The sequence below is a fragment of the Streptomyces sp. M41 genome (assembly GCF_043673425.1).
Lineage (GTDB): Bacteria > Actinomycetota > Actinomycetes > Streptomycetales > Streptomycetaceae > Streptomyces.
This window is the reverse complement of record NZ_JBIMKE010000032.1, coordinates 1-19,435: the sequence shown is the minus strand read 5'-3', so window position 1 is coordinate 19,435 and position 19,435 is coordinate 1. Positions and strand designations below refer to the sequence as shown.

The 19,435-nt window shown below is 70.3% G+C and carries 16 protein-coding genes; 4 read left to right on the top strand and 12 right to left on the bottom strand.

The window, feature by feature from the left end; all coding sequences use genetic code 11:
* Nucleotides 1-44: 44 nt before the first annotated feature.
* From ACHBTE_RS29775 to ACHBTE_RS29760, 4 genes are all read right to left on the bottom strand, one after another.
* Nucleotides 45-1,121, bottom strand: coding sequence for a glycoside hydrolase family 5 protein (locus ACHBTE_RS29775; protein WP_394727673.1), 1,077 nt, complete (start codon nucleotides 1,119-1,121; stop codon nucleotides 45-47).
* A 138-nt stretch (nucleotides 1,122-1,259) separates the two neighbouring features.
* A complete protein-coding gene (locus ACHBTE_RS29770) occupies nucleotides 1,260-2,846 on the bottom strand; it encodes a hypothetical protein (protein ID WP_394727671.1) in 1,587 nt (528 codons plus the stop codon).
* Nucleotides 2,847-3,042: 196 nt separating this feature from the next.
* Entirely contained in the window at nucleotides 3,043-4,074 is a 1,032-nt protein-coding gene (locus ACHBTE_RS29765) for a GDP-mannose 4,6-dehydratase (RefSeq protein WP_394727669.1), read from the bottom strand.
* Nucleotides 4,071-5,264, bottom strand: a complete 1,194-nt coding sequence (locus tag ACHBTE_RS29760) for a UDP-N-acetylglucosamine--N-acetylmuramyl-(pentapeptide) pyrophosphoryl-undecaprenol N-acetylglucosamine transferase (protein WP_394727667.1) — start codon at nucleotides 5,262-5,264, stop codon at nucleotides 4,071-4,073. The genes ACHBTE_RS29765 and ACHBTE_RS29760 overlap by 4 nt, the downstream gene beginning before the upstream one ends.
* A 64-nt stretch (nucleotides 5,265-5,328) precedes the next feature.
* Between ACHBTE_RS29760 and ACHBTE_RS29755 the strand changes: the two genes are divergently transcribed.
* Nucleotides 5,329-6,039 carry a response regulator transcription factor gene (locus tag ACHBTE_RS29755; protein ID WP_394727665.1) on the top strand — a complete coding sequence of 237 codons (711 nt, stop codon included), beginning with the start codon at nucleotides 5,329-5,331 and terminating at the stop codon, nucleotides 6,037-6,039.
* Between the two features lie 47 nt (nucleotides 6,040-6,086).
* The gene (locus tag ACHBTE_RS29750; protein WP_394727809.1) at nucleotides 6,087-7,520 is read left to right on the top strand and encodes a sensor histidine kinase; all 1,434 of its coding nucleotides are present in this window, start codon (nucleotides 6,087-6,089) and stop codon (nucleotides 7,518-7,520) included.
* Nucleotides 7,521-7,640: 120 nt separating this feature from the next.
* Here ACHBTE_RS29750 and katG read toward each other — a convergent pair whose 3' ends face one another.
* The 8 genes from katG to ACHBTE_RS29710 all read right to left on the bottom strand — a co-directional run bounded on the left by katG (nucleotide 7,641) and on the right by ACHBTE_RS29710 (nucleotide 17,562).
* Nucleotides 7,641-9,830 (bottom strand): catalase/peroxidase HPI, encoded by a 2,190-nt coding sequence (gene katG / locus ACHBTE_RS29745; protein ID WP_394727663.1) that lies wholly within the window; start codon nucleotides 9,828-9,830, stop codon nucleotides 7,641-7,643.
* A 161-nt stretch (nucleotides 9,831-9,991) separates the two neighbouring features.
* The gene (locus ACHBTE_RS29740; RefSeq protein ID WP_394727661.1) at nucleotides 9,992-11,152 is read right to left on the bottom strand and encodes an oxygenase MpaB family protein; all 1,161 of its coding nucleotides are present in this window, start codon (nucleotides 11,150-11,152) and stop codon (nucleotides 9,992-9,994) included.
* A 91-nt stretch (nucleotides 11,153-11,243) separates the two neighbouring features.
* Nucleotides 11,244-12,299 carry a polyprenyl synthetase family protein gene (locus ACHBTE_RS29735; protein WP_394727659.1) on the bottom strand — a complete coding sequence of 352 codons (1,056 nt, stop codon included), beginning with the start codon at nucleotides 12,297-12,299 and terminating at the stop codon, nucleotides 11,244-11,246.
* Entirely contained in the window at nucleotides 12,289-12,567 is a 279-nt protein-coding gene (locus ACHBTE_RS29730) for a polyprenyl synthetase (protein ID WP_394727657.1), read from the bottom strand. Before ACHBTE_RS29730 ends, ACHBTE_RS29735 begins: the two co-directional genes overlap by 11 nt.
* A 170-nt stretch (nucleotides 12,568-12,737) precedes the next feature.
* Nucleotides 12,738-14,414: a TlrC/CarA/OleB/SrmB family ABC-F type ribosomal protection protein gene (locus ACHBTE_RS29725; protein WP_394727655.1), complete on the bottom strand. Its 1,677-nt coding sequence runs from the start codon at nucleotides 14,412-14,414 to the stop codon at nucleotides 12,738-12,740.
* Between the two features lie 91 nt (nucleotides 14,415-14,505).
* A complete protein-coding gene (locus tag ACHBTE_RS29720; RefSeq protein WP_394727653.1) occupies nucleotides 14,506-15,084 on the bottom strand; it encodes a GAP family protein in 579 nt (192 codons plus the stop codon).
* Between the two features lie 107 nt (nucleotides 15,085-15,191).
* Nucleotides 15,192-16,916, bottom strand: coding sequence for an acyl-CoA dehydrogenase family protein (locus ACHBTE_RS29715; RefSeq protein WP_394727651.1), 1,725 nt, complete (start codon nucleotides 16,914-16,916; stop codon nucleotides 15,192-15,194).
* Nucleotides 16,917-16,989: 73 nt separating this feature from the next.
* The gene (locus ACHBTE_RS29710) at nucleotides 16,990-17,562 is read right to left on the bottom strand and encodes a PadR family transcriptional regulator (protein WP_394727649.1); all 573 of its coding nucleotides are present in this window, start codon (nucleotides 17,560-17,562) and stop codon (nucleotides 16,990-16,992) included.
* 169 nt (nucleotides 17,563-17,731) lie between these two features.
* On the opposite strand from ACHBTE_RS29710, the gene ACHBTE_RS29705 reads away from it, so the two are divergent.
* On the top strand, nucleotides 17,732-18,550 hold the full coding sequence (locus ACHBTE_RS29705) for an alpha/beta fold hydrolase (protein WP_394727647.1): 819 nt from the start codon (nucleotides 17,732-17,734) through the stop codon (nucleotides 18,548-18,550).
* Nucleotides 18,547-19,365: a class I SAM-dependent methyltransferase gene (locus ACHBTE_RS29700; protein WP_394727645.1), complete on the top strand. Its 819-nt coding sequence runs from the start codon at nucleotides 18,547-18,549 to the stop codon at nucleotides 19,363-19,365. Before ACHBTE_RS29705 ends, ACHBTE_RS29700 begins: the two co-directional genes overlap by 4 nt.
* Nucleotides 19,366-19,435: the final 70 nt, after the last annotated feature.

Genomic DNA, 19,435 nt, shown 5'->3' with positions numbered 1-19,435 from the left:
CACACAGGCCACCTGATCCGAGCACACTCAACGGCGTTCGCTCATCACCAGTTGTCCGGCGACATGACGCGCTCGCGAATCCAGACCCCGGCGGGCTTCAGCGGCGAGGTGCCGGACCACGGGCCGGACCTGTCGCACGTCCCGGTCTTGAAGACGGCTCCGGAGCGGTTGTCGTCGGAGAAGTTCCAGTTCACCCAGCTGATCTTCTTGGCGGCCATGAGGTCGAGGTAGCGCTGCGACATGGCGAAGTCGTTGCTGCCCTCACCGGCGTAGTTCTGGGTGCCGAACTCGGTGACGAACACCGGGAGCTTGTCGGCGGCGCGGGAAAGGGTCGCCAGGTACTCGTCGCGGTGCGAGTACGCGTAGAAGTGGAAGGTGTACATGATGTTGGACGCCCGGACGGGATTGTTCACCACTTCCGATTCGTCGGCGCCCTCGGAGACTCCGAACGAGGACCACGCGCGCGTGCCGACCAGCACAGGTGCGTCGGAGTCCACGGCGCGGATCGTCGGGATGATCTGCTCCGCGTAGCTCTTGATCCGCGACCAGCTCACTGCGCTGGGCTCGTTCGCGATCTCGTAGAGGACGTTGTTCCGGCCCTTGTTGCGGTTGGCGATGTCGGTGAAGAACTGACGGGCCTTGCTCAGGTTGGCGTGGGGGTCGCCCGGGGTGAGCATGTGCCAGTCGACGATCACGTACATGCCGCGGTCGCTCGCCTGCTGTATGAGGGAGTTCGCGAGGTTGGTGAAGTGCTCGGGGTTCGTCTCGTAGCCGCCTTCCTGTACGTAGGTCGACACGCGCAGGACGTCGGACTTCCAGTCGCGGGCCAGGGCGTCGAGCGAACCGCTGGTCAGGCAGTGCGGGTACCACTGGGTGCCGTGGGTGCTCATGCCCCGCAACTGGATGGCGTTCCCGCGGCTGTTGCACAGCTTGGTGCCACAGACCCTGAGTTGTCCGTTGACCGAGACCGGCGTGGCGGCGGCGGCACGCTGATCGGTGCCGGCCGCTCGGGCGGAGCCGATCGGGATGACGCTGAGGAGGAGCAGGAGGATGCTCCCGAGCACGGCGGCTGCCGCACCCCGCCGGGGTGACAGACGTGGCGACGGAGGTGATGCCCTCATGGTGAGCCTCGTTCATGTGGGGGATTGATAGGAAACTTTCCTAATCAGGAAAGCAGGGTCCACTGCGGGCTACAAGAGCCATGTCGCCATCCACAATCGCTTCGGCGTTCACACAGGGCGTTGCGACCGGGGCGTTCGCTACCGGCGCTGTTCCCCGTCGTGGACGGAGGTGAGGCCGTTGAAGACGCCCACGTATGCGGTGCCGTCGGGACCGATGGTCACCGGTGCCCAGTTGTTGTCGTAGAGAAGGCCGGTCCCGACGAGCTGCTTCCACCGGGTGGCGCCCGTACGGAAGTCCACGGCCGTCAGATACCAGGCGGCGACGCCGAGGGGGTTCGGATCCTTGGTGTACAGGTAGATCAAGCCGTTCGCGGTGGAGAGCTTCGGCACGACGGACGGGGCTCGTTCGCTGCTCTCCCACACCGTGTGGCATCCGCTGCCGTCGGGGCGGACGTCGATGCGGGTGACGCCGCCGACGACGCTTCGTCCGAAGGGGAGCGATCCGACGTTCTCGTAGCCGTGGTTGTTCTCGACGACCAGGCTGTTTTCCCAGCTGATCAGAGAGTTGTCGGTCGTGGAGGCGCCGGAGCCGAAGACCGGAACCCTGCACAGGACCCGCTCGCCCGTCGGCACACCGGGGCCGCGCCGGTAGACGAGTACGTTCATGCGGTCGTCGGCGTTGTCGGTGATCGCGACGTACTTCCCTCCAGGGCCGAAGATGTCAGGGGTGGTGCCCGAACCCTGGTTGACGGAACCCGGCTTGCCGCCGGTGCCTCTGTCGTACTCCTGCCGCCACACCACGGACGGTGTTCCGTCCGCCGCGGCGGTGAATTCGTACAGGGCGTGGTCGGAGACGATCGACACGCCATCGGCAGCAACGGAGAAGGAGTTCTGGATCTCCTCACCGGGCAGGCGCATCGAACGGATGGTGCCGCTCGCCGGGTCGACGGTGCCGACGCGGCCTTGGCGCGTGACCCACCAGATACGCCCCTGCCAGTCCGGCATCACGGATGTGACGGGGTCGCACTCTCCGCTGGGGTAAAGGTTGGTCCAGGTGACACAGTCGTGCGGGACGTGGCCGGTCAGGTCCCAGTCGTCGACGACCCGGAACTCCCAGCTGCCGTCGGCCTGTTGCCGGTGGGCGAGACGGATGACGTGCTGCCGCGAGTCCGCCAGCACCAGGCGGTCCTCGTCGTCCAGGTACGAGTACGCGCCGCCGGACGTGTCCTTGAAGATCCGGGAGAAGTCCAGCCGGGTGATCGCTTCCACGGTGGACGGGCGCTGCGGCAGCCGGTACTGCGCCAAGGTGGCGAGCGTACGGGGATCGAGCAGCTTGACCAGGAACCCGGTGAACGTCCCGCACACCGTGACGATCCGTCCTGCCCTGTCGAAGGTCACGTTGGCACACTCGCCGCCGAGTGCCGCCATCCTCTCGCTGCTGACCTCCGGCGCACGGCCCAGGGGCCCGCTCCACGGGTATGTGGCGCTGCCCCAGGCGTCGGCGTGCATGCCGCTGTGGCCGTTCGCCGCCATGTGGGGATGCTGGGGCGGCTGCTCCCCGCGCAGCGGCGCGGGCTCGGCGGGCTCGCCCGAGTAGGAGGCGACGAGCCGGTGACCGGGAGCCTTCGGGATCGGGTCCGCGTGCGCGAACCCTGGGGAGGCCAGCAGCGTGGCCGCCATGGTGAGGGCGAGAGTGGAAGCACGGCTGACTGCTGGTATGGACATGCGACTCCTTTGATGCGTACGACGATGCCGCGCCGTCGGCGACGGTAGGAGTCGGCCCTTGAGGTGTCCACGCCGATGCGGGACTTTTTTCACGGCCCCGCAATCTCATGACCGTAACGACCTTACGGGTGCCGGCGGCCCACATCGCTCGTGTGGGCCGCCGGTGCGGACGGCGTGCTGCCGAACCGCCGCCGGATCAGACCTGGTAGCGGTCGGCGGCGAAGAGATGGATGTTGTCGGCGACCCAGTCGGAGGTGCGCCGCAGTCCTTCGTCGAGCGGGACCCGCGGCTCCCAGCCGGCCCACTCCCGGGCGCGGGAGTTGTCGGAGAGCAGACGGTGGACCTCGCTGCCCGTCGGCCGCAGCCGGCCCGGGTCGACGACGATCTCGGCGTCACGGCCGGAGGCGTTGATGAGCGCCTTGGCGAGGTCGCCGACGGAGATCTCCTGGCCGGTACCGAGGTTGACGGCGTGGCCGAGGGCACGGTCGCAGGCGGCCAGGGCCAGGAAGCCGTGGGCGGTGTCCGTGACGTAGGTGAAGTCTCGGGTGGGCGTGAGCGAGCCGAGCCTGATCTGCCGTGCCCCGGTGTGCAGTTGGGACAGGATGGTGGGGATCACCGCACGGGCGGACTGCCGGGGGCCGTAGGTGTTGAAGGGGCGTACGACCGTCACCGGCAGCTCGAAGGCGTGCCAGTGGGACAGCGCCATCATGTCCGCGCCGATCTTGGACGCGGAGTAGGGGGACTGGGGTTGCAGCGGATGGTCCTCGCTGATCGGCGCGGTGCGTGCGGTGCCGTAGACCTCGCTGGTGGAGGTGTGCACCAGGCGCCGTACCTGATGCCGGCGGCAGGCCTCGGCCACGTTCTCGGTGCCGACCATGTTGGTCTGGACGTAGGCGCCGGGGGAGTCGTAGCTGTAGGGGATGCCGATCAGAGCGGCGAGATGGAAGACGGTGTCGCAGCCCTCCACCGCGTCCATGACCCGCCCCGCGTCCCGGACGTCGCCGGCGAGCATCTCGACGGGGCTGTCCGGGCCGGCGAGGTAGGAGGCGAGGTGGCCCTTTTCGGCGTAGGGCTTGTAGTGGACGAAGGCGCGGACACGGGCACCGCGGGTGACGAGGAGATCGACGAGGGTGGAGCCGATGAAACCCTCGGCTCCGGTGACCAGCACGGTGCGTCCGGCCCAGTCGAAGCCGGCGGGCGTGGGCAGGGGGGCGGGGGTGGTCGTCATCGGGCGATCTCCGTCTCGGTCGGCGTGGCAAGGATGGGATGGCGGGAGGGGCGGCCGGCCAGCCGCAGCACATGGGCGGCCAGCAGGTCGGCCGCCTGCGCGTGCGGGCCGCGGGGCGCGGCGGCGGACATGCCGGCCAGCCGGGACGGTTCGGCCAGCAGTGGCTCGGTGAGGGCGGCCAGGCGGTCGGGGTCCGTCTCGGCGTCGGGCAGCAGCAGTCCGGCGCCCGCGTCGGTCAGAACCCGGGCGTTGTGGGTCTGATGGTCACCCGGCGCGTACGGGTAGGGCACCAGCACGGCCGGAGTACGGGTCGTCGCCAGCTCGGCGACGGTCGCGGACCCCGCCCGGCAGACGGCCAGGTCTGCCGCCGCGTACGCCAGGTCCATACGGTCGAGATAGGGCACGGCGGTCGCCACCCGGTCGCCCCCGGTCAGGGCGAGCTGTCGGCGCGTCTCGTCCAGCGCGGCCGGACCCGTCTTGATCAGCAGGTGTACATCGGTCCGGTGCCGCCAGCGCTGGGCGAGGCCCGTGGCCGCGGCCGTGAGCCGGGCTGCTCCCAGACTGCCGCCGTTCACCATCAGCAGCCGGCCCTCGACCGGAACCCCAAGCGCCCGCCGGGCCTCGACGCGTCGGCCGGTCCGGTCCAGCGCCGCAAGGCCCGCGGCGATGGGCATGCCCACGACGTCGGCGTGCCGACTGCCGGTCAGGTGCCCACGGCTCTCCTCGAAGGCCAGGGTGATCTGGTCGGTGAGCAGTGCGGCGAACCGGTTGGCGCGTCCGGGGACCGCGTTCGATTCATGGATGACGCTCGGCAGCCCCCCCATCCGGGCCCCGACGATCACCGGGGCACTCGGGTAGCCGCCCATGCCGACCGCGACCTGCGCACCCTGCGCGCGCAGCACCGCCTTGGCCTGGGTGCCGGACTTGAGCAGCGCCGCGGGCAGCAGGAAGCGTCTGGCGCCGAGCGACGGATCGAACGGGATCATGTCGACGGTGTGCAGGCGGTAACCGGCCTCGGGGATGAGCCGGGTCTCCAGCCCGCGCTCGGTGCCCACGAAGGAGATCACGGCGTCGGGCACGGCACGCCGCAGCGCGTCCGCGAGCGCCAGACCGGGATAGATGTGCCCACCCGTGCCGCCCGCGCCGATCACCACCGACAGCCGGACCTGGGATATGTGCGGTGTCCTCATGGCGATCACGCTGCTGACCGCGCCTAAGAAGTTCCTAAGAGCGAGTTTTGGCAGGCTGTCTGCCATGAGTGGTGCTGGTGGGTGCCTGAGCGCACCGAGGGTTCTGGTGGTCGACGACGAGCCGGAGGTGCGGTACGCCGTCGAGGACGGGCTCGCCGTCGAGGGCTACCAGGTGCGCGGCGCGGAGGACGGCATGGCGGCGCTGACCGCCATCGCCGACTGGGACCCCGACGCCGTGGTGCTCGACGTCATGCTCCCCGGCATCGACGGTCTCGCGGTCTGCCGTCAGCTGCGGGCGCTCGGCGACCGCACGCCGGTGCTGGTGCTCACGGCACTCGGCTCCGTGAGTGAGCGGGTGGACGGTCTGGACGCAGGCGCCGACGACTACCTGGTGAAACCGTTCGCCCTGGACGAGCTGGTGGCAAGGATCAGGGCACTGCTGCGCCGTACCGCCGCGGCCGAGCCGGACGCGGGCACGGAGCTGGGCTTCGCCGACCTCGTGGTCGACGCGGCAACCCGGACCGGCAGCCGGGCAGGGCGCTCGATCGAGTTCAGCCGCACCGAGTTCGCCCTGCTGGAGCTGCTGCTGCGGCACCCCGGGCAGGTGCTGCCACGCGAGACGATCCTGGAACGGGTCTGGGGCCGCGACTTCGGCCCCGAGTCCAACTCCCTCGCCGTCTACGTCGGCTATCTGCGCCGCAAGCTCGAGGCGGGTGGCGAGCCCCGACTCGTCCACACCGTGCACGGCGTCGGCTACCGGCTGGACCTGCCGTGACCGCACCACGACGACCGGCAGGACCTGCCATGACCGCACGACCCGCCATGACCGCACCACGACGACACCGCTCGCGGCCCGAGCCGCGACGAGACGGCCGCCGCCGGCACGCCCGCTGGCTGCGCCGCCGCCCCCTGCGCACCCGCCTCACCGTGACCGCTTCCCTGGCGGTGGCGGCCGTCGCCGTAGGACTGTGCGCGGCGGCGTTCCTGATCATCCGTCACCAACTGGTCCACCAGCTCGAACTGCACCTGACGCAGTCGGCGCGGCTCGCCGCCCAGCAGTACCGGCTGGAGCCGCCCGGCGTCGTGCAGGGCCAGTGCCGCTTCCTGGCCGCCCCGGCCTGCGCCCAGCTGGTGCCCGCGCGGCCCGCCGACGACCCGGCGCAGCCGTACCTGCTGCCCGTCACCGACACCACCCGCGAAGTCGCCTCCGGCACCCACGGGCCCTACTACAGCGGGGTGCGACTGGCGGGCCACAGCGCCAGGATGCTCACCACGCCGCTGGACGAAGGCCGCGCCATCCAGGTCGCCGTACGTGCCGACACCGTCGACCGAGGGGTCCGGCAGGCCGCCGTACTGCTCGCTGTCATGGGCGGGGCAGGCGTGCTGGTGGCCGGAGTGCTCGGCTCCTGGGTCTCCCGCACGGGCCTGGCACCGGTCACCCGGCTCACGGCCACCGCCGAGCGCATCGCCGCCACGCGCGACGCCCGGCACCGCATCGAGCTGCCACCGGAACGCCGTGGCCAGGACGACGAGATCACCCGCCTCGCGGCCTCCTTCAACACCATGCTCGACGAGCTGGAGAAATCCGTCACCGCTCAACGCCGTCTGGTCGCCGACGCCTCCCACGAACTGCGCACTCCGCTGACCGCTCTGCGCACCAACACCGAACTGCTCACCAGGGCCTCCCGCCTCACCGACGCCCAGCGCGACCGGGCGGCGACCGCCCTCGCCCGCCAGCTGCGCGAGGTGACCCGCCTGGTCAACGACCTCATCGAACTGGCCCGGGACGAGGAACCGGACCCGCTGATCGAGGACGTACGTCTCGCGGATGTGGTGAGGCACGCCGTCGACGCGGCCCGCGACCACTGGCCGGCCGTGCCCTTCGAGCTCGCGGCCGACCCCGAGGTGCACACCGCCACGGTCGCCGGTGTGCCGGCCCGGCTCTCCCGGCTGCTGTCGAGCCTGCTGGACAACGCCGCCAAGTTCAGCCCGCCCGGCCGGCCCGTCGAAATCACCCTCACCGCCGCCCCGGGCGCCCTGGACCTGACCATCCGCGATCACGGGCCCGGCATCGCCGACGAAGACCTCCCCCACGTGTTCGACCGCTTCTACCGCGCTCGCACCGCCCGTGCCCTGCCCGGCTCCGGCCTGGGACTGGCCATGGCTCGCCAGATCGCCCTCGCTCACGAGGCCGAGCTGACGGCCGAGCACGCGTCCGGGGGAGGGGCGCTCTTCCGGCTGCGGATTCCCTGTTGATCCGGGCCGAGTACGTTGCCGGCCACGGACGCCGGCGAGGACGTCGCCGCCCGGCCGGTCGTGGGTCGGACCAGACGTGCCGACAACGTCCTCGCATGGGCCGAGCCCGTGGCGACGGACTCAGGAGAGGTCGAACCGGTCGAGGTTCATCACCTTGACCCACGCGGCCACGAAGTCCCGGACGAGCTTGCCTCCCGCGTCCCTGGACGCGTAGACCTCCGAGACAGCCCGGAGCTGGGAGTGCGAACCGAAGATGAGATCGACGGCGGTGGCGGTCCACCTGACCTTGCCCGTGGCGCGATCCCGGCCTTCGAAGACGTTCTCGTCCGAGTCCGAAGCCTTCCACTCCGTGGCCGAGTCGAGCAGATTGACGAAGAAGTCGCCGGTCAGCGCCTCCGGCCGGTTCGTGAAGACACCGTGCGGCGATTGCTTGAAGCCGGCGTTCAGAGAGCGCATGCCCCCGAGCAGAACCGTCATCTCCGGAGCGGTCAGCGTCAGCAGGTTGGCGCGGTCCAGCAGGAGCGTCTCCGGCGACAACTTCTCACCCGCCCGGAGGTAGTTGCGGAACCCGTCCGCCCGGGGCTCGAGCACGGCGAACGACTGCACGTCGGTCTGCTCCTGCGAGGCATCCGTGCGCCCCGGTGCGAACGGCACCGTGATGTCGTGCCCGGCGTTCTTCGCGGCCTGCTCGACGGCCGCACACCCGCCCAGGACGATGAGGTCGGCGAGTGACACCCTCGTGCCACCCGTCTGTGAGGCGTTGAAGTCCTGGTGGATCTGTTCCAGGGTCCGCAACGTCTCGGTCACTTCGGGGACGGCATTGACCTCCCAGTCCCGCTGCGGTGCGAGCCGGATCCTCGCGCCGTTGGCGCCGCCGCGCTTGTCGGTACCGCGGAAGCTCGCCGCGGACGCCCAAGCGGTCGAGGCCAGCTGGGAGACGGACAGTCCCGAGCCGAGGATCCTGCTCTTCAGGGCGGCGATGTCCGCGTCCCCGACCAGCTCGTGATCGACCGCGGGTACGGGGTCCTGCCACAGCTGTGGCTCCGCGACCCACGGGCCCAGGTACCGCGAAAGGGGCCCCATGTCACGGTGCAACAGCTTGTACCAGGCTTTGGCGAACCCTTCCGCCAGTTTCTCCGGGTTCTCGTGGAAGCTCTTCGCGATCGGCCCGTACACCGGATCCAGCTTCAGCGCGAGGTCCGTCGTCAGCATCATGGGAGCGTGCCGCTTCGACGGATCATGAGCGTCGGGCACAGTGCCCTGGGCCGAGGGATCCTTGGGAGTCCACTGCTTGGCGCCGGCGGGGCTCGTCGTCAGCTCCCAGTCGTACCCGAACAGGTTGTCCAGGTAGCCGTTGTCCCACCGGATCGGCTCGGACGTCCATGCGCCCTCGAGCCCACTGGTGAGCGCGTCGCCCCCGGCGCCGCTGCCGTACGTGTTCCGCCAACCGAGACCTTGCTGCTCGATGGGGGCCGCCTCGGGTTCCGGGCCGATGTACGACGGGTCGACCGCACCATGACACTTGCCGAAGGTGTGGCCACCGACGATGAGCGCGACCGTCTCCTCGTCATTCATCGCCATGCGTCCGAATGTCTCGCGAATGTCCCTGGCGGCGGCAATCGGATCCGGGGTGCCGTTGGGCCCCTCGGGATTGACGTAGATCAGTCCCATCTGGACGGCCCCGAACGGGCCCGTGAGTTCCCGGTCGCCGGTGTACCGCTCATCTCCGAGCCAGGTGTCCTCGGGACCCCAGAAAATCTCCTCGGGCTCCCAGATGTCCTCACGCCCGAAGCCGAACCCGAATGTCTTGAACCCCATCGATTCCATGGCGCAGTTGCCGGCGAAGACCAGCAGATCGGCCCAGGAGATCTTCTGGCCGTACTTCAGTTTGACCGGCCACAGAAGCCGGCGTGCTTTGTCCAGGCTCGCGTTGTCCGGCCAGCTGTTGAGGGGGGCGAAGCGCTGTGCCCCGCTGCCGCCCCCGCCGCGGCCGTCCGCGATGCGGTACGTGCCCGCGGCATGCCAGCTCATCCGGATGAAGAGCGGCCCGTAGTGACCGTAGTCGGCAGGCCACCAGTCCTGGGAGGTCGTCATGACCTCGAAGACGTCCTGCTTCAGCGCGTCGACGTCGAGGGTCGCGAACTCCTTCGCATAGTCGAAGTCCTCGTCCATCGGATTGGAACGGGACGAGTGCTGATGGAGAATCTGAAGGTCAAGCTGATTCGGCCACCAGTCCCGGTTCGTCCTGGGCCGAGTTGCCGCGGGAGTCGGGGAGGGGATTGCTGGGTTCTCGCTTTCGCTGCCGGACATGCCCGACCTTCTTCCTGTCGCCGTGAATCCTTCTGCTTTCTGGCCATGGCGCCGACCTGCTCGAAATCATCACGGTCGGCGTCCGTATGGTCGCGCACCGCATGCCGCATGGCTACGAAACACGCAGGGCTCCACCGCCCCGTATGACAAAAGGCGATGTGTCAGGAGACCGTGGCGGCCGGGGGATTCCATCGGTGGTTGCGCGGCACGTCACCGGAGACGCCGTATTCCCGCTTGAGCTGTTCGGGGATGGCGTAGTGCATGACGCGTCCGCGAGTGAGGGAGGACAGTTCGAGGACGGTGGTGAGGTGGCCGAGGCGGTCCAGGGCCCAGGCGCCGAACGGGGAACGGTCTTCGATGGTTTCGAGGATGCCGAGGAGATGGGGCACGGTCTTGACGACGGTGTCCCATCGGGTCTGCGGCACGCCGAGCCAGTCGGCGCTGGTGTCGCCGATGAGGTGGCGGATGAGGGCGGAGACGATCGGATCGAAGAAGGTGCCGGGCACCACCTCCTCGTAGAGGTCGATGAGCTGACGGGTGAGGTGCGTGCCCTCCTCGGAGGGCCCCATGTGCCGAATCATGTACAGATCCAGGAAGGCGCGCGCCTCCTCCAGGGTTTTGGGAACGGCGTCCTGGTCGACGCCGAGCATGGCGCCGACGACGCGCCACGCGTAGTAGTACGCTTCGGCGCCTTCCTGTGACATGTGGATGCCGAGACGGTGCAGGCTGTCCAGGACGAGCATGGAGAAGAACATCTGCCCGCCGATCATGTCCTCCTGGCAGATCGGCGTGCCCAGCGCGGCGGTGTCCCACCGGTTCTCCCGCTCGAGGTGATGGCGGATGGAGGCGTGCAGGAGCCGTACCTTCTGGGCTGCCGGGATGAAGCGGCTGCCGGCCTCGAAGGCGTCGGGCTGCATCAGGTAGACCGTGAACTGGCCCGTCTCCGCCATGCGTTTGGAGGGGTACTTCAGTCCGTGGGTGGCCGACAGCAGCTGCGCCACGTGGGGGACGAGGTAGCAGGCGGGCATGGAGGCGAAGGAGAGCGCGGTGGAGATGTGCACGTTGTTGTCGATGAAGAACAGCCGGGCCTTCTCCATCTCCGCCCAGTCCACCCAGGACGGCGGGACGCGGGTGGCCTCCAGATACTCCCGGGCGACATCGGGCAGCCCGTCCGGCAGCGGGGCTCCGGCGGTGGAGACGTAGCGCATCAGGGTGTTGAACGTGCCTACCTGGCCGCTGTCGAAAAGGGCGGCGACGGTGGCGTCGGCCAGTTCGTCGCCGACGGACCGTAGGGCGCCCATGGACGCCTCGGTGCAGGTCATGGCGGGGCTCCTTGCTTCTTCGGGACTGTCGCCCACCGGCGCGGGGGCCGACGGCGGGGCCGGCGCGCTCGCGCCGACGGGGGGCGCCGGTTCAGGACCTGCGGTCCGCCGCGGACTGCGCCAGCGCGGTCAAGGCGCTCGCGGCATGCGCCGGCACGGCCAGCTCGTGCAGAGCGCCGAGTGCCTCATGGACGCGTGCGCTGATCATGTGCTCGATGCGATCGGGTGCCTTCAGCCGGCGCATCACATCGCGTACGGCTTCCAGCGCGTGCGCGTCGGGGCGGCGCCGGCCCAGCAGGGCGCGCAGGCGTTCGCGGTCTGCGTCATCGGCGAGACGCCAGGTCTCCGCCAGCAGGGCCGTGGGCCGGTGACCTCGCACGTCGTCGGAGTTGGCCTTGCCGGTGTGTGCCGGCTCTCCGAACAGCCCGAGCAGGTCGTCCCGCAGCTGAAAGGCCTCGCCCAGCGGCAGCCCGTAGGCGCAGTAGCCCTCGCGCAGCCGCGCGCCTGCCCCGGCCAGGGCGCCACCGATCAGCAGCGGTTGCTCGACGGTGTACTTGGCGGTCTTGTAGCGGATCACCTTCAAGGACGCGGCGGTGTCCGGACCGGCCCCGGTGCGCAGGATCTCCAGACACTCGCCCGCGATCAGCTCGCGGGCCATCACCGACCACAGGGGGCGAGCCCGGGCGAGGTATGCGGCGGGCAGACCGCTGGTGGCGAACAACTCCCCGGCCAGTGCCATGAGCAGGTCCCCGACCAGCATCGCCAGTGACCTGGCAGTGGCGTCGGCGCGCGGACGGCGCCGCAGGGCACCCCGCAGCGCGATGTGCGCTGTGGGGCGCCCGTGCCGCAGCGGGCTGTCGTCGATGAGATCGTCGTGCACGACGGCGGCGGCGTGCACCAGCTCCATCGAGGCCGCGGCCCGCACCAACGCGTCACTGTCCGGCTGCCCCACCGCACGCCAGCCCCAGTAACAGAAGGCCGCCCGCAGCCGCTTGCCGTCCGCGACCGCCGCCTCCACCTGCTCGGCCACCGGCGTCAGGAGCGGGTCGATCTCGGCGAACCGATCGGCCTCCTGGGCGACGAACTGCCGCAGCACCTCGTCGATGCGGGACTTGAACGCGGCAGGCTCCCACCGGTCAGACGTCATCGGCGCCCTTCCGCGCCAGTGCGTGCCGGGCGAGGATCTCCAGGTGGGCCGGGGGTACGGCAGCGTACCGGTCCAGCACCAGGCGCCCACGCGCCAGCAGCTCGCTCTCGGCCTGCGCTGCCAGCTCCGCGGAGTCCGAGCGGCGCAGCAGCCCCCGCAGCGTCCCCACGGCCGAGCCCAGCGTGCTCACCGCCACATCGGCCAGCCCGGCCACGAGCAGTACCGCCTGCTGGTCCAGGCCGGCCGGCCGTCCCGATTCTCGTGTCATGGTCCTCCCCACCCCACAGACATCCAGCGGCGCCGGTCACGCGCCGTGCCTCGAGCATCGGGGCAGAGCGGGCGCGACAGCAGAGGAACTCACGATCGGGTGATCACATCGCTCGACAGTGCGGAACGCGGATCAACGGTGCCCAGCGGACCGGATGTGACCGACGGCGCTCAACGGTGATCGGCCGGGGCCGTGTCCGACAGGTGCGGGTGCGGGTGCGGGTGCGGGTTCAGGTGCAGGTGCAGGTGCTCGCCCCGGAACTGTGTCCGCAATGCGCGATCATGCGTGACCAGGACGATCGCGCCCGGGTAGTGGGCCAGCGCGGCCTGGAGTTCTTCGACCAGCGCGGGGGAGAGGTGGTTCGTCGGCTCGTCGAGCAGCAGGAGGTCGGCGGGTTCACAGACCAGCCGCGCCAGGTCCACGCGACGGAGCTGACCGTACGACAGCTCCCCGATGCGGAGCCGGAGTTCCGCCGGCCGGAAGAGGCCGAGGGCCAGCAGGGCGTCGGCGTGTTCGTCGGCGGAGCCCACGCGGCCCAGCGTGAACGCCTCCGCCACCGTCAGGCCCGGCGGCCATGGCGTCTCGTCCTGGCGCAGATGGCCCACGCGGCCCGGCACCCGCACCGAGCCCTCGTCGGGCCGCAACTCACCCGCGAGCAGCTTCAGCAGCGTGGTCTTGCCCGCACCGTTGGGGCCGGTGACCAGCAGCCGGCCGGAAGCGCCCAGGGTGAGGGAGTCCAGGTGAAGGCGGTGTCCTACGCGTACATCCGACAGCTGTACGGCGGGAACCCGCGCCGTCGACACCTCTGTGCCGTCCGCCGCCGTGCCGACGCGGGCGGTGAAGGTCAGCGGCTCCGGTGGCGGCGTCACCGGGTTCGCGGTGAGCCGGCCGACCCGCTCACGCGCGTTGCGGATACGGGCCATCGCGCCGTGCGCCCTGCCGCGGGCCCGGAAGCCGCCGTGACCGAAGTTGGCCAGCGGGGTCTTGCGCGGGATGCCGTCGAGGCGGGCCGCGTGACCGGCCGCCAGCCGCTCGTTGCGGGCGAGTTCAGCGCGCCATTCCTGGTACTCCTGGAGCCGGTTGCGGCGTTCCGCGGCCTTGGCGGTGCGATAGCCGGCGTAGCCGTCTCCGTACCGCGTGACCTTGCCCGCCTCGACCTCCAGGACTGTGGAGGTCAGGCGCTCCAGGAAGACGCGGTCGTGGGTGACGGCGAGCACTGTGCCGCGGTGGGCCCGCAGCTGCTCCTCCAGCCACTGAACTGCCTGGTCGTCCAGGTCGTTCGTCGGCTCGTCCAGGAGCAGCAGCTGAGGGCGGCCGGCGAGGACGGCGGCCAGGGCCAGCCGGGAGCGTTCGCCGCCGGAGAGGGTGCCGAGTCGTCGGTCGCGGGCAAGTGCGGGCAGGCCGAGATGGTGCAGGGCGAGGCCGACGCGATGATCGGCGTCGTAGCCCTCGCGCGCTTCGTAGCGTTCGAGGAGGGCGGCGTATGCGGCGAGTGCCGACGCGTCCGCGCCGTCCCCGAGTGCCTGCTCGGCCCGGCGCAGCTCCGCCTCCAGAGTGCGCAGATCCGCGAGGGCAAGGTCCACGGCCTCCTGGACGGTGGCGGTCGGGGGCAGGGGGATCGTCTGCGGCAGGTAGCCGATGCCGTCGGCCGCGGTCACGGTCAACTCGCCGCAGTCCGGGCGTTCCTGGCCCGCGATGAGCCGCAGCAGGGTGGACTTGCCGGAGCCGTTGTCACCTATGAGCCCGGCCTTCTCGCCCGGCTTGAGGGCGAACGAGACCTGGTCGAGGACGGTGTGGCCGGGATAGCACTTGGTGACGTGGTGAAGGGCGACTTGTGAGCAGTGCAAGAGTGGGTCCCTCCTGACCGCGGGCTTCGGCCCGGGCCGGATCGGGTGGATGAGAGGGCACGGCGGGGCGCGGCGATGGCGGAGCGGTGCTCTACGCCGTCGGCGCCGGTCTTTTCACAGGGAACCCATGCGGAGGACGGTACGGCATGACGGAGGCTTTGGCAAGACGATACGTTTCGTCGCGCTGACGGTGCTGTTGGAGACCATGAATCGCCTGGTGCTGTCCAGGAACGACACTGCGCGCTGTCCGCCGGTGAGGTGCAGGACGACGGCGCCGAGGACGGTGCAGGAGCCGACGACTACGAATGCGGCGACGGCGATGATGCGCCATCCAACGGGGCGTTGTGTCCGTCATGCCGTCCGAATCGGCGTCGCGCGGGCGCCGGTACCACTTGCGCACGCCGAGCACGATGAGGGCCGCGCCGGCGAAGACCCCTCCCCAGTCGGCCGTCGCGGACGACGGGCTGTGGGGGTCGTCGGCTCCGCCGAAGAGAACCACGATCAGGGTGGCCACGAGGGCGAGCCCGGCGACCCACCCGGCGGCGAAGAGCGGGCCGTTGCGGTGCCTGTGCCGGCCCGCGAGGATGAGGACGCAGCCGATCAGCGGAAACGGGCTGAGTGCGACCGCCGGCGCCGCCGGGAGTACCGCTCCGATTGCCTGGACCAGCACAGGTGCCCGCGGTGGCGGGGCCGGGTGGGCGCCGAGCGCGCGGGCGCGCCGGCAGTGTCGTGCCGGCGCGCCCAGTCACCCGAGGCGGTCCGAGGTCGCGTCGAGCCTCAGGGCATCATCTCGTACGCCCCCGACAGGGCCTCGACGCGCTGCCAGACGCGCTGCGAACGCCCTCCGTCGACCACCGGGCGCCGGACCGCGCCGAGCGCCCAGAGCTGCTGCTCCTCGGTCGCGGAATCCTTGCCGTGCAACTCGACGGCGTGCGCGGAGAAGTCCCGCACGAGGATGGCGAACAACTCGTCCAGCACGTCCTCGTCGAGACCCGTCAGGGCTGCCTGCTCCAGGACCAGTTGGCCGTGGACGACCAGCGCGAAGAGCTGACCGACGGCGAGGAGCAGGTCGAGATCCCGGCTCTGCTCCTCGCCGGGAGCCGCCGTACGCACGAACTCGCAGAGCGCGTCGGCCTGTTCGCGGAAGCGGGCGACGTTGGACAGGTGGCCGTACGCCTCGAAGGCCGGCCGCCAGTCGTGGAAGCGCACCGAGCCGAGGCCACGGGCCGGCCCCTGCCGGAAGAGGAAGTCGTCGTCGGCGGCGTCCAGGCGGGTCGGGACGGGCTCGTACGCGGCCGGGTCGAGGAGGTGATTGCGCATGAACTTGAGGATCAGCGCCAGGTTGACATGGACGGTGCCCTCCAGCTTCGGCAGGCCGCGGATCTCGACGGCGGCCTGGGCGAAGTAGTTGTCCTTCTCGAAGCCCTTCGCGGCGATGACGTCCCACATCAGGTCGATGACCTTCTCGCCCTCGGTGGTCACCTTCATCTTCGTCATCGGGTTGAAGAGGAGGTAGCGGCGGTCGTCGGGGCCCGCGGTGCGGAAGTAGTCGACGGCGCGGTCGCTGAACAGCTTCATGCCGACGAGCCGGACGTAGGCGTCGGTCAACTCGCGCCGGACGTGCGGGAAGGCGGTGACCGGGCGGCCGTACAGGATGCGGTTCTGCGCGTGGGTGACGGCCTCGTACATCGCGTGCTCGCAGATGCCGATCGAGGCGGTGCACAGGTTGAACTTGCCGACGTTGACCGTGTTGAGGGCGGCGTCGAAGGCGGCGCGGCCGGTGTGCAGGACGTCTTCGGCGGCCACGGGGTAGTGCTCGAGGCGGAACTCGCTGACGTACTTCGAAGAGTCGACGACGTTCTTGACCAGGTGGTACGCCTGGTGGCGGCTGTCGGCGGCGAAGAAGACGTAGCCGTCGGGGCCCTCGACGTCGGTACGGCGGCCGAAGACGGAGACGAGCCCGGCGGCGTTGCCGTTGCCGATGTAGTACTTGGAGCCGGTGGCCCGGAAGCCGCCCTTGCCGTCGGGCTCCAGGAGCATGTCGGTGGAGTAGATGTCTGCGCCGTGGGCCTTCTCGGAGAGTCCGAAGGCGAACACCTCGCCCTGGGACAGCAGTTCGGCCGCGCGGGCCCGGGCGGCGGGGTTGTCGCTCTGCCAGACGGGGCCGAGGCCGAGGATGGTGACCTGCCAGGCGTACCAGTAGTCGAGGCCGTAGAAGCCGAGGATCTCGTTGAGGGCGGCTATGCGGGCGGTGTCCCAGCGCTTGTCGCCCTCGCCCTCTCCGGCGGCGGAGCCGGGGGTGAGGAAGGTCGCGAAGAGCCCCTCCTTGGCGGCGAAGGCGAGGAAGTCGCCGAGCCAGGCGCGGGTCCGGTAGTCCTCGATCAGCCGGCGCTTGCCCCGCTCCTCGAACCAGTCGACGGTGGCGCGCAGCAGCCTGCGGGTCTCCGGGTCGAAGTGCGCGGGGTCGTACGTCCGCGGGTTGAAGAGCAACGCGTCGGCCATGAGTGCCGCCTTTCGGCTGGGAGGGGTGAGGGTGGGTCCGGGTACGGTCGTCCCGGAGGGCCTGCTCGGCCGGTCAGTTCGGTTCCGTCGAGCCATCGGCGTCGAAGCCGGCGAGGGTGGCGAGGACGTCGTCGAGCCAGGCGATCATCATCCGCTCGTAGGCGATGCCACCGCGCAGCACGACGTGCTGGAGCTCCCGTTCGGCGTCGAGCGCGGCGTTTGCCGGGAGTTCCCCGAAGTCTCGGGTCTCGCCCGCGAGGTAGTGGGCCAGGCGATTTTCGTGCGCCTGCCGGTGTCGCTCGACCTCGCTGATCAGGGCGGCCGGGTCGTCGAAGGCCGCGCCGCGGACCTTTACCGCCAGGTCGTGGCGCACACTCTCGGGTTCGGTCGGTTCGTGCAGCCACGCGGAGAGCGCGTCCCGCCCGGGCCCGGCGACGGAGTACTCCTTCTTGTCCGGCCGCCCGTACTGCGGGACGTCCCGGACGTCGACCCAGCCGTCGCTCTCCATGCGCTTGAGTACGCGGTAGATCTGCTGATGGGTGGCCGTCCAGAAGTACCCGATGGACCGCTCGAACCGCCGGGCCAGCTCATAGCCGGAGCCCGGCTTCTCCAGCAGGGAGACGATGATCGCGTGCTCGAGCGCCATGCACACGATCCTGCTATGCACCTCGTTGCATAGCAACCATGCCGTGGTGAGACACGGCTCACCCGGGGGCGGGGGCGGGCCGGTGGCGTAGAGCGTCGCGAGGTGCGTTCGGCGCGGCTGCCTTCGATCACAAGCGCGGAGGGGGGACGATGGGCCAGGAGGTGTAGCCGTGGGTGAATACGTTGAAGCCGGCGGAACCACGATCTGGACCGAACGCCGCGGTCAAGGCCCCGACGTCGTGCTGATCGCCGGGCTGAGCGACCCCGTCGAGGCGTGGCAGGCGCAGCTGGACGGCCTGTCGGACCGGTACCGCATCACTGCCTTCGACAACCGCGGCTCAGGACGCACGCGCTTGCCCGACGACCCCTTGACCGTGCCCATGATGGCCGAAGACGTGGCAGACCTGCTCCGGGCACTGGACATCGGCAGAGCGCATGTCGCCGGATTCTCGGGAGGCAGCGCGATCGCGCAGGAACTGGCGCTGCGTCACCCGGACGTCCTGCGCAGCCTCGTCCTCGTCAGCACCTGGGCCCGACCGGACGCCTACTTCACGACCATGGCCCGCGCCTGGAACTGGATGGCGACCCGGGCACCCGACGAGCGCGCCATGCTGGAGGCGTTCTTTCTGTGGATCTACACCCCGCGGGCCCACAACGAGGGCACGGTACAGCGGATCATCGACGAGACACTGGCCTTCCCGCACCCGCAGTCCGTCGAGGCGTTCCAGCGTCAACTGGAGGCGTTCATGGGGCACGACACCCTCGACCGGCTGCACACCATCACCGCGCCTACCCTCGTGCTGGCCGGTGAACGGGACATCACCACGCCGCCGCGCTTCGGCCAGGAGGTGGCCGACGCCGTCCCCGGCGCCCGCTTCGAGGTCATGGCAGGCGAGGCCCACCAGCCGTTCCAGGAGTCCCCGGACACCTTCAACTCACGCGTCGACGCCTTCTGGCGGGAGATCGACGCTCGAGCCGCGGCGACATGACCGCCCCTTCGCGCGGCGGCGCGTCCGACGGTGGCGGCTACGGCGAGGCCGTCTTCCGGCCCGAGCAGGCGGGGGAGGCCGAGCGCATCGACTTCGGTGCCCTCACCTACGACGACATCACCATGGCGCGGCTGCACGCCCTCGGCGCCGGCCCGGGGTGGCACTGCCTGGACGTGGGGGCCGGCACGGGCACGGTGTCCCGCAAGCTGCTGGAGCAGGCGGGGGCGGAGAGCGTGCTGGCCGTGGACCGCGACGTGCGTTTCCTCAGGGAGCGGGCCACATCCGGACTCACGGTGCTGCAGGCCGACATCACCGACCCGCACTTCACCACCGGCCAGTTCCAGCTCGTCCACGCCCGCTTCGTACTCATGCACCTGCCCGAGCCCGAGCGCTTGATCGCGGCCCTGGCCGAACACCTGGCGCCCGGCGGTGTGCTGGTACTCAGCGACGCGGTCGATCTCACGAGCGACAGCGCGCCCGGCACGCCGTACACCACCGTGATGACGGCGATGTGGCAGGGCCTGCGGAACACGATCGGCACGGATGTCTCCTGGGTCCCGTCCTATCCGCACTTGCTGCGCGCGGCGGGCCTGACGCGAGTCGCCGCCGAGATCCATGTGCCGCCGCTGCTGCCGGGCAGCCCCATCAGCCGCTTCTGGGCGGACACCTGGCAGCGCAGCAGAGCGGCGATGCTCGCCACCGGCCTGGTCGACGACACGGCCGTCGACGGAGCCGTCGCGTACCTGGACTCCGAGGAGTGCGCCGCACTGTCAGCCGGCATGCTCACCGTCTGGGGATCGAAACCAGCGGCCTAGGCCCTGTCGTCAAATTCCCGCCTGCCGTGCGACGCCATGCACGCACTCTCGCCGCACCGGGCGCAGACCC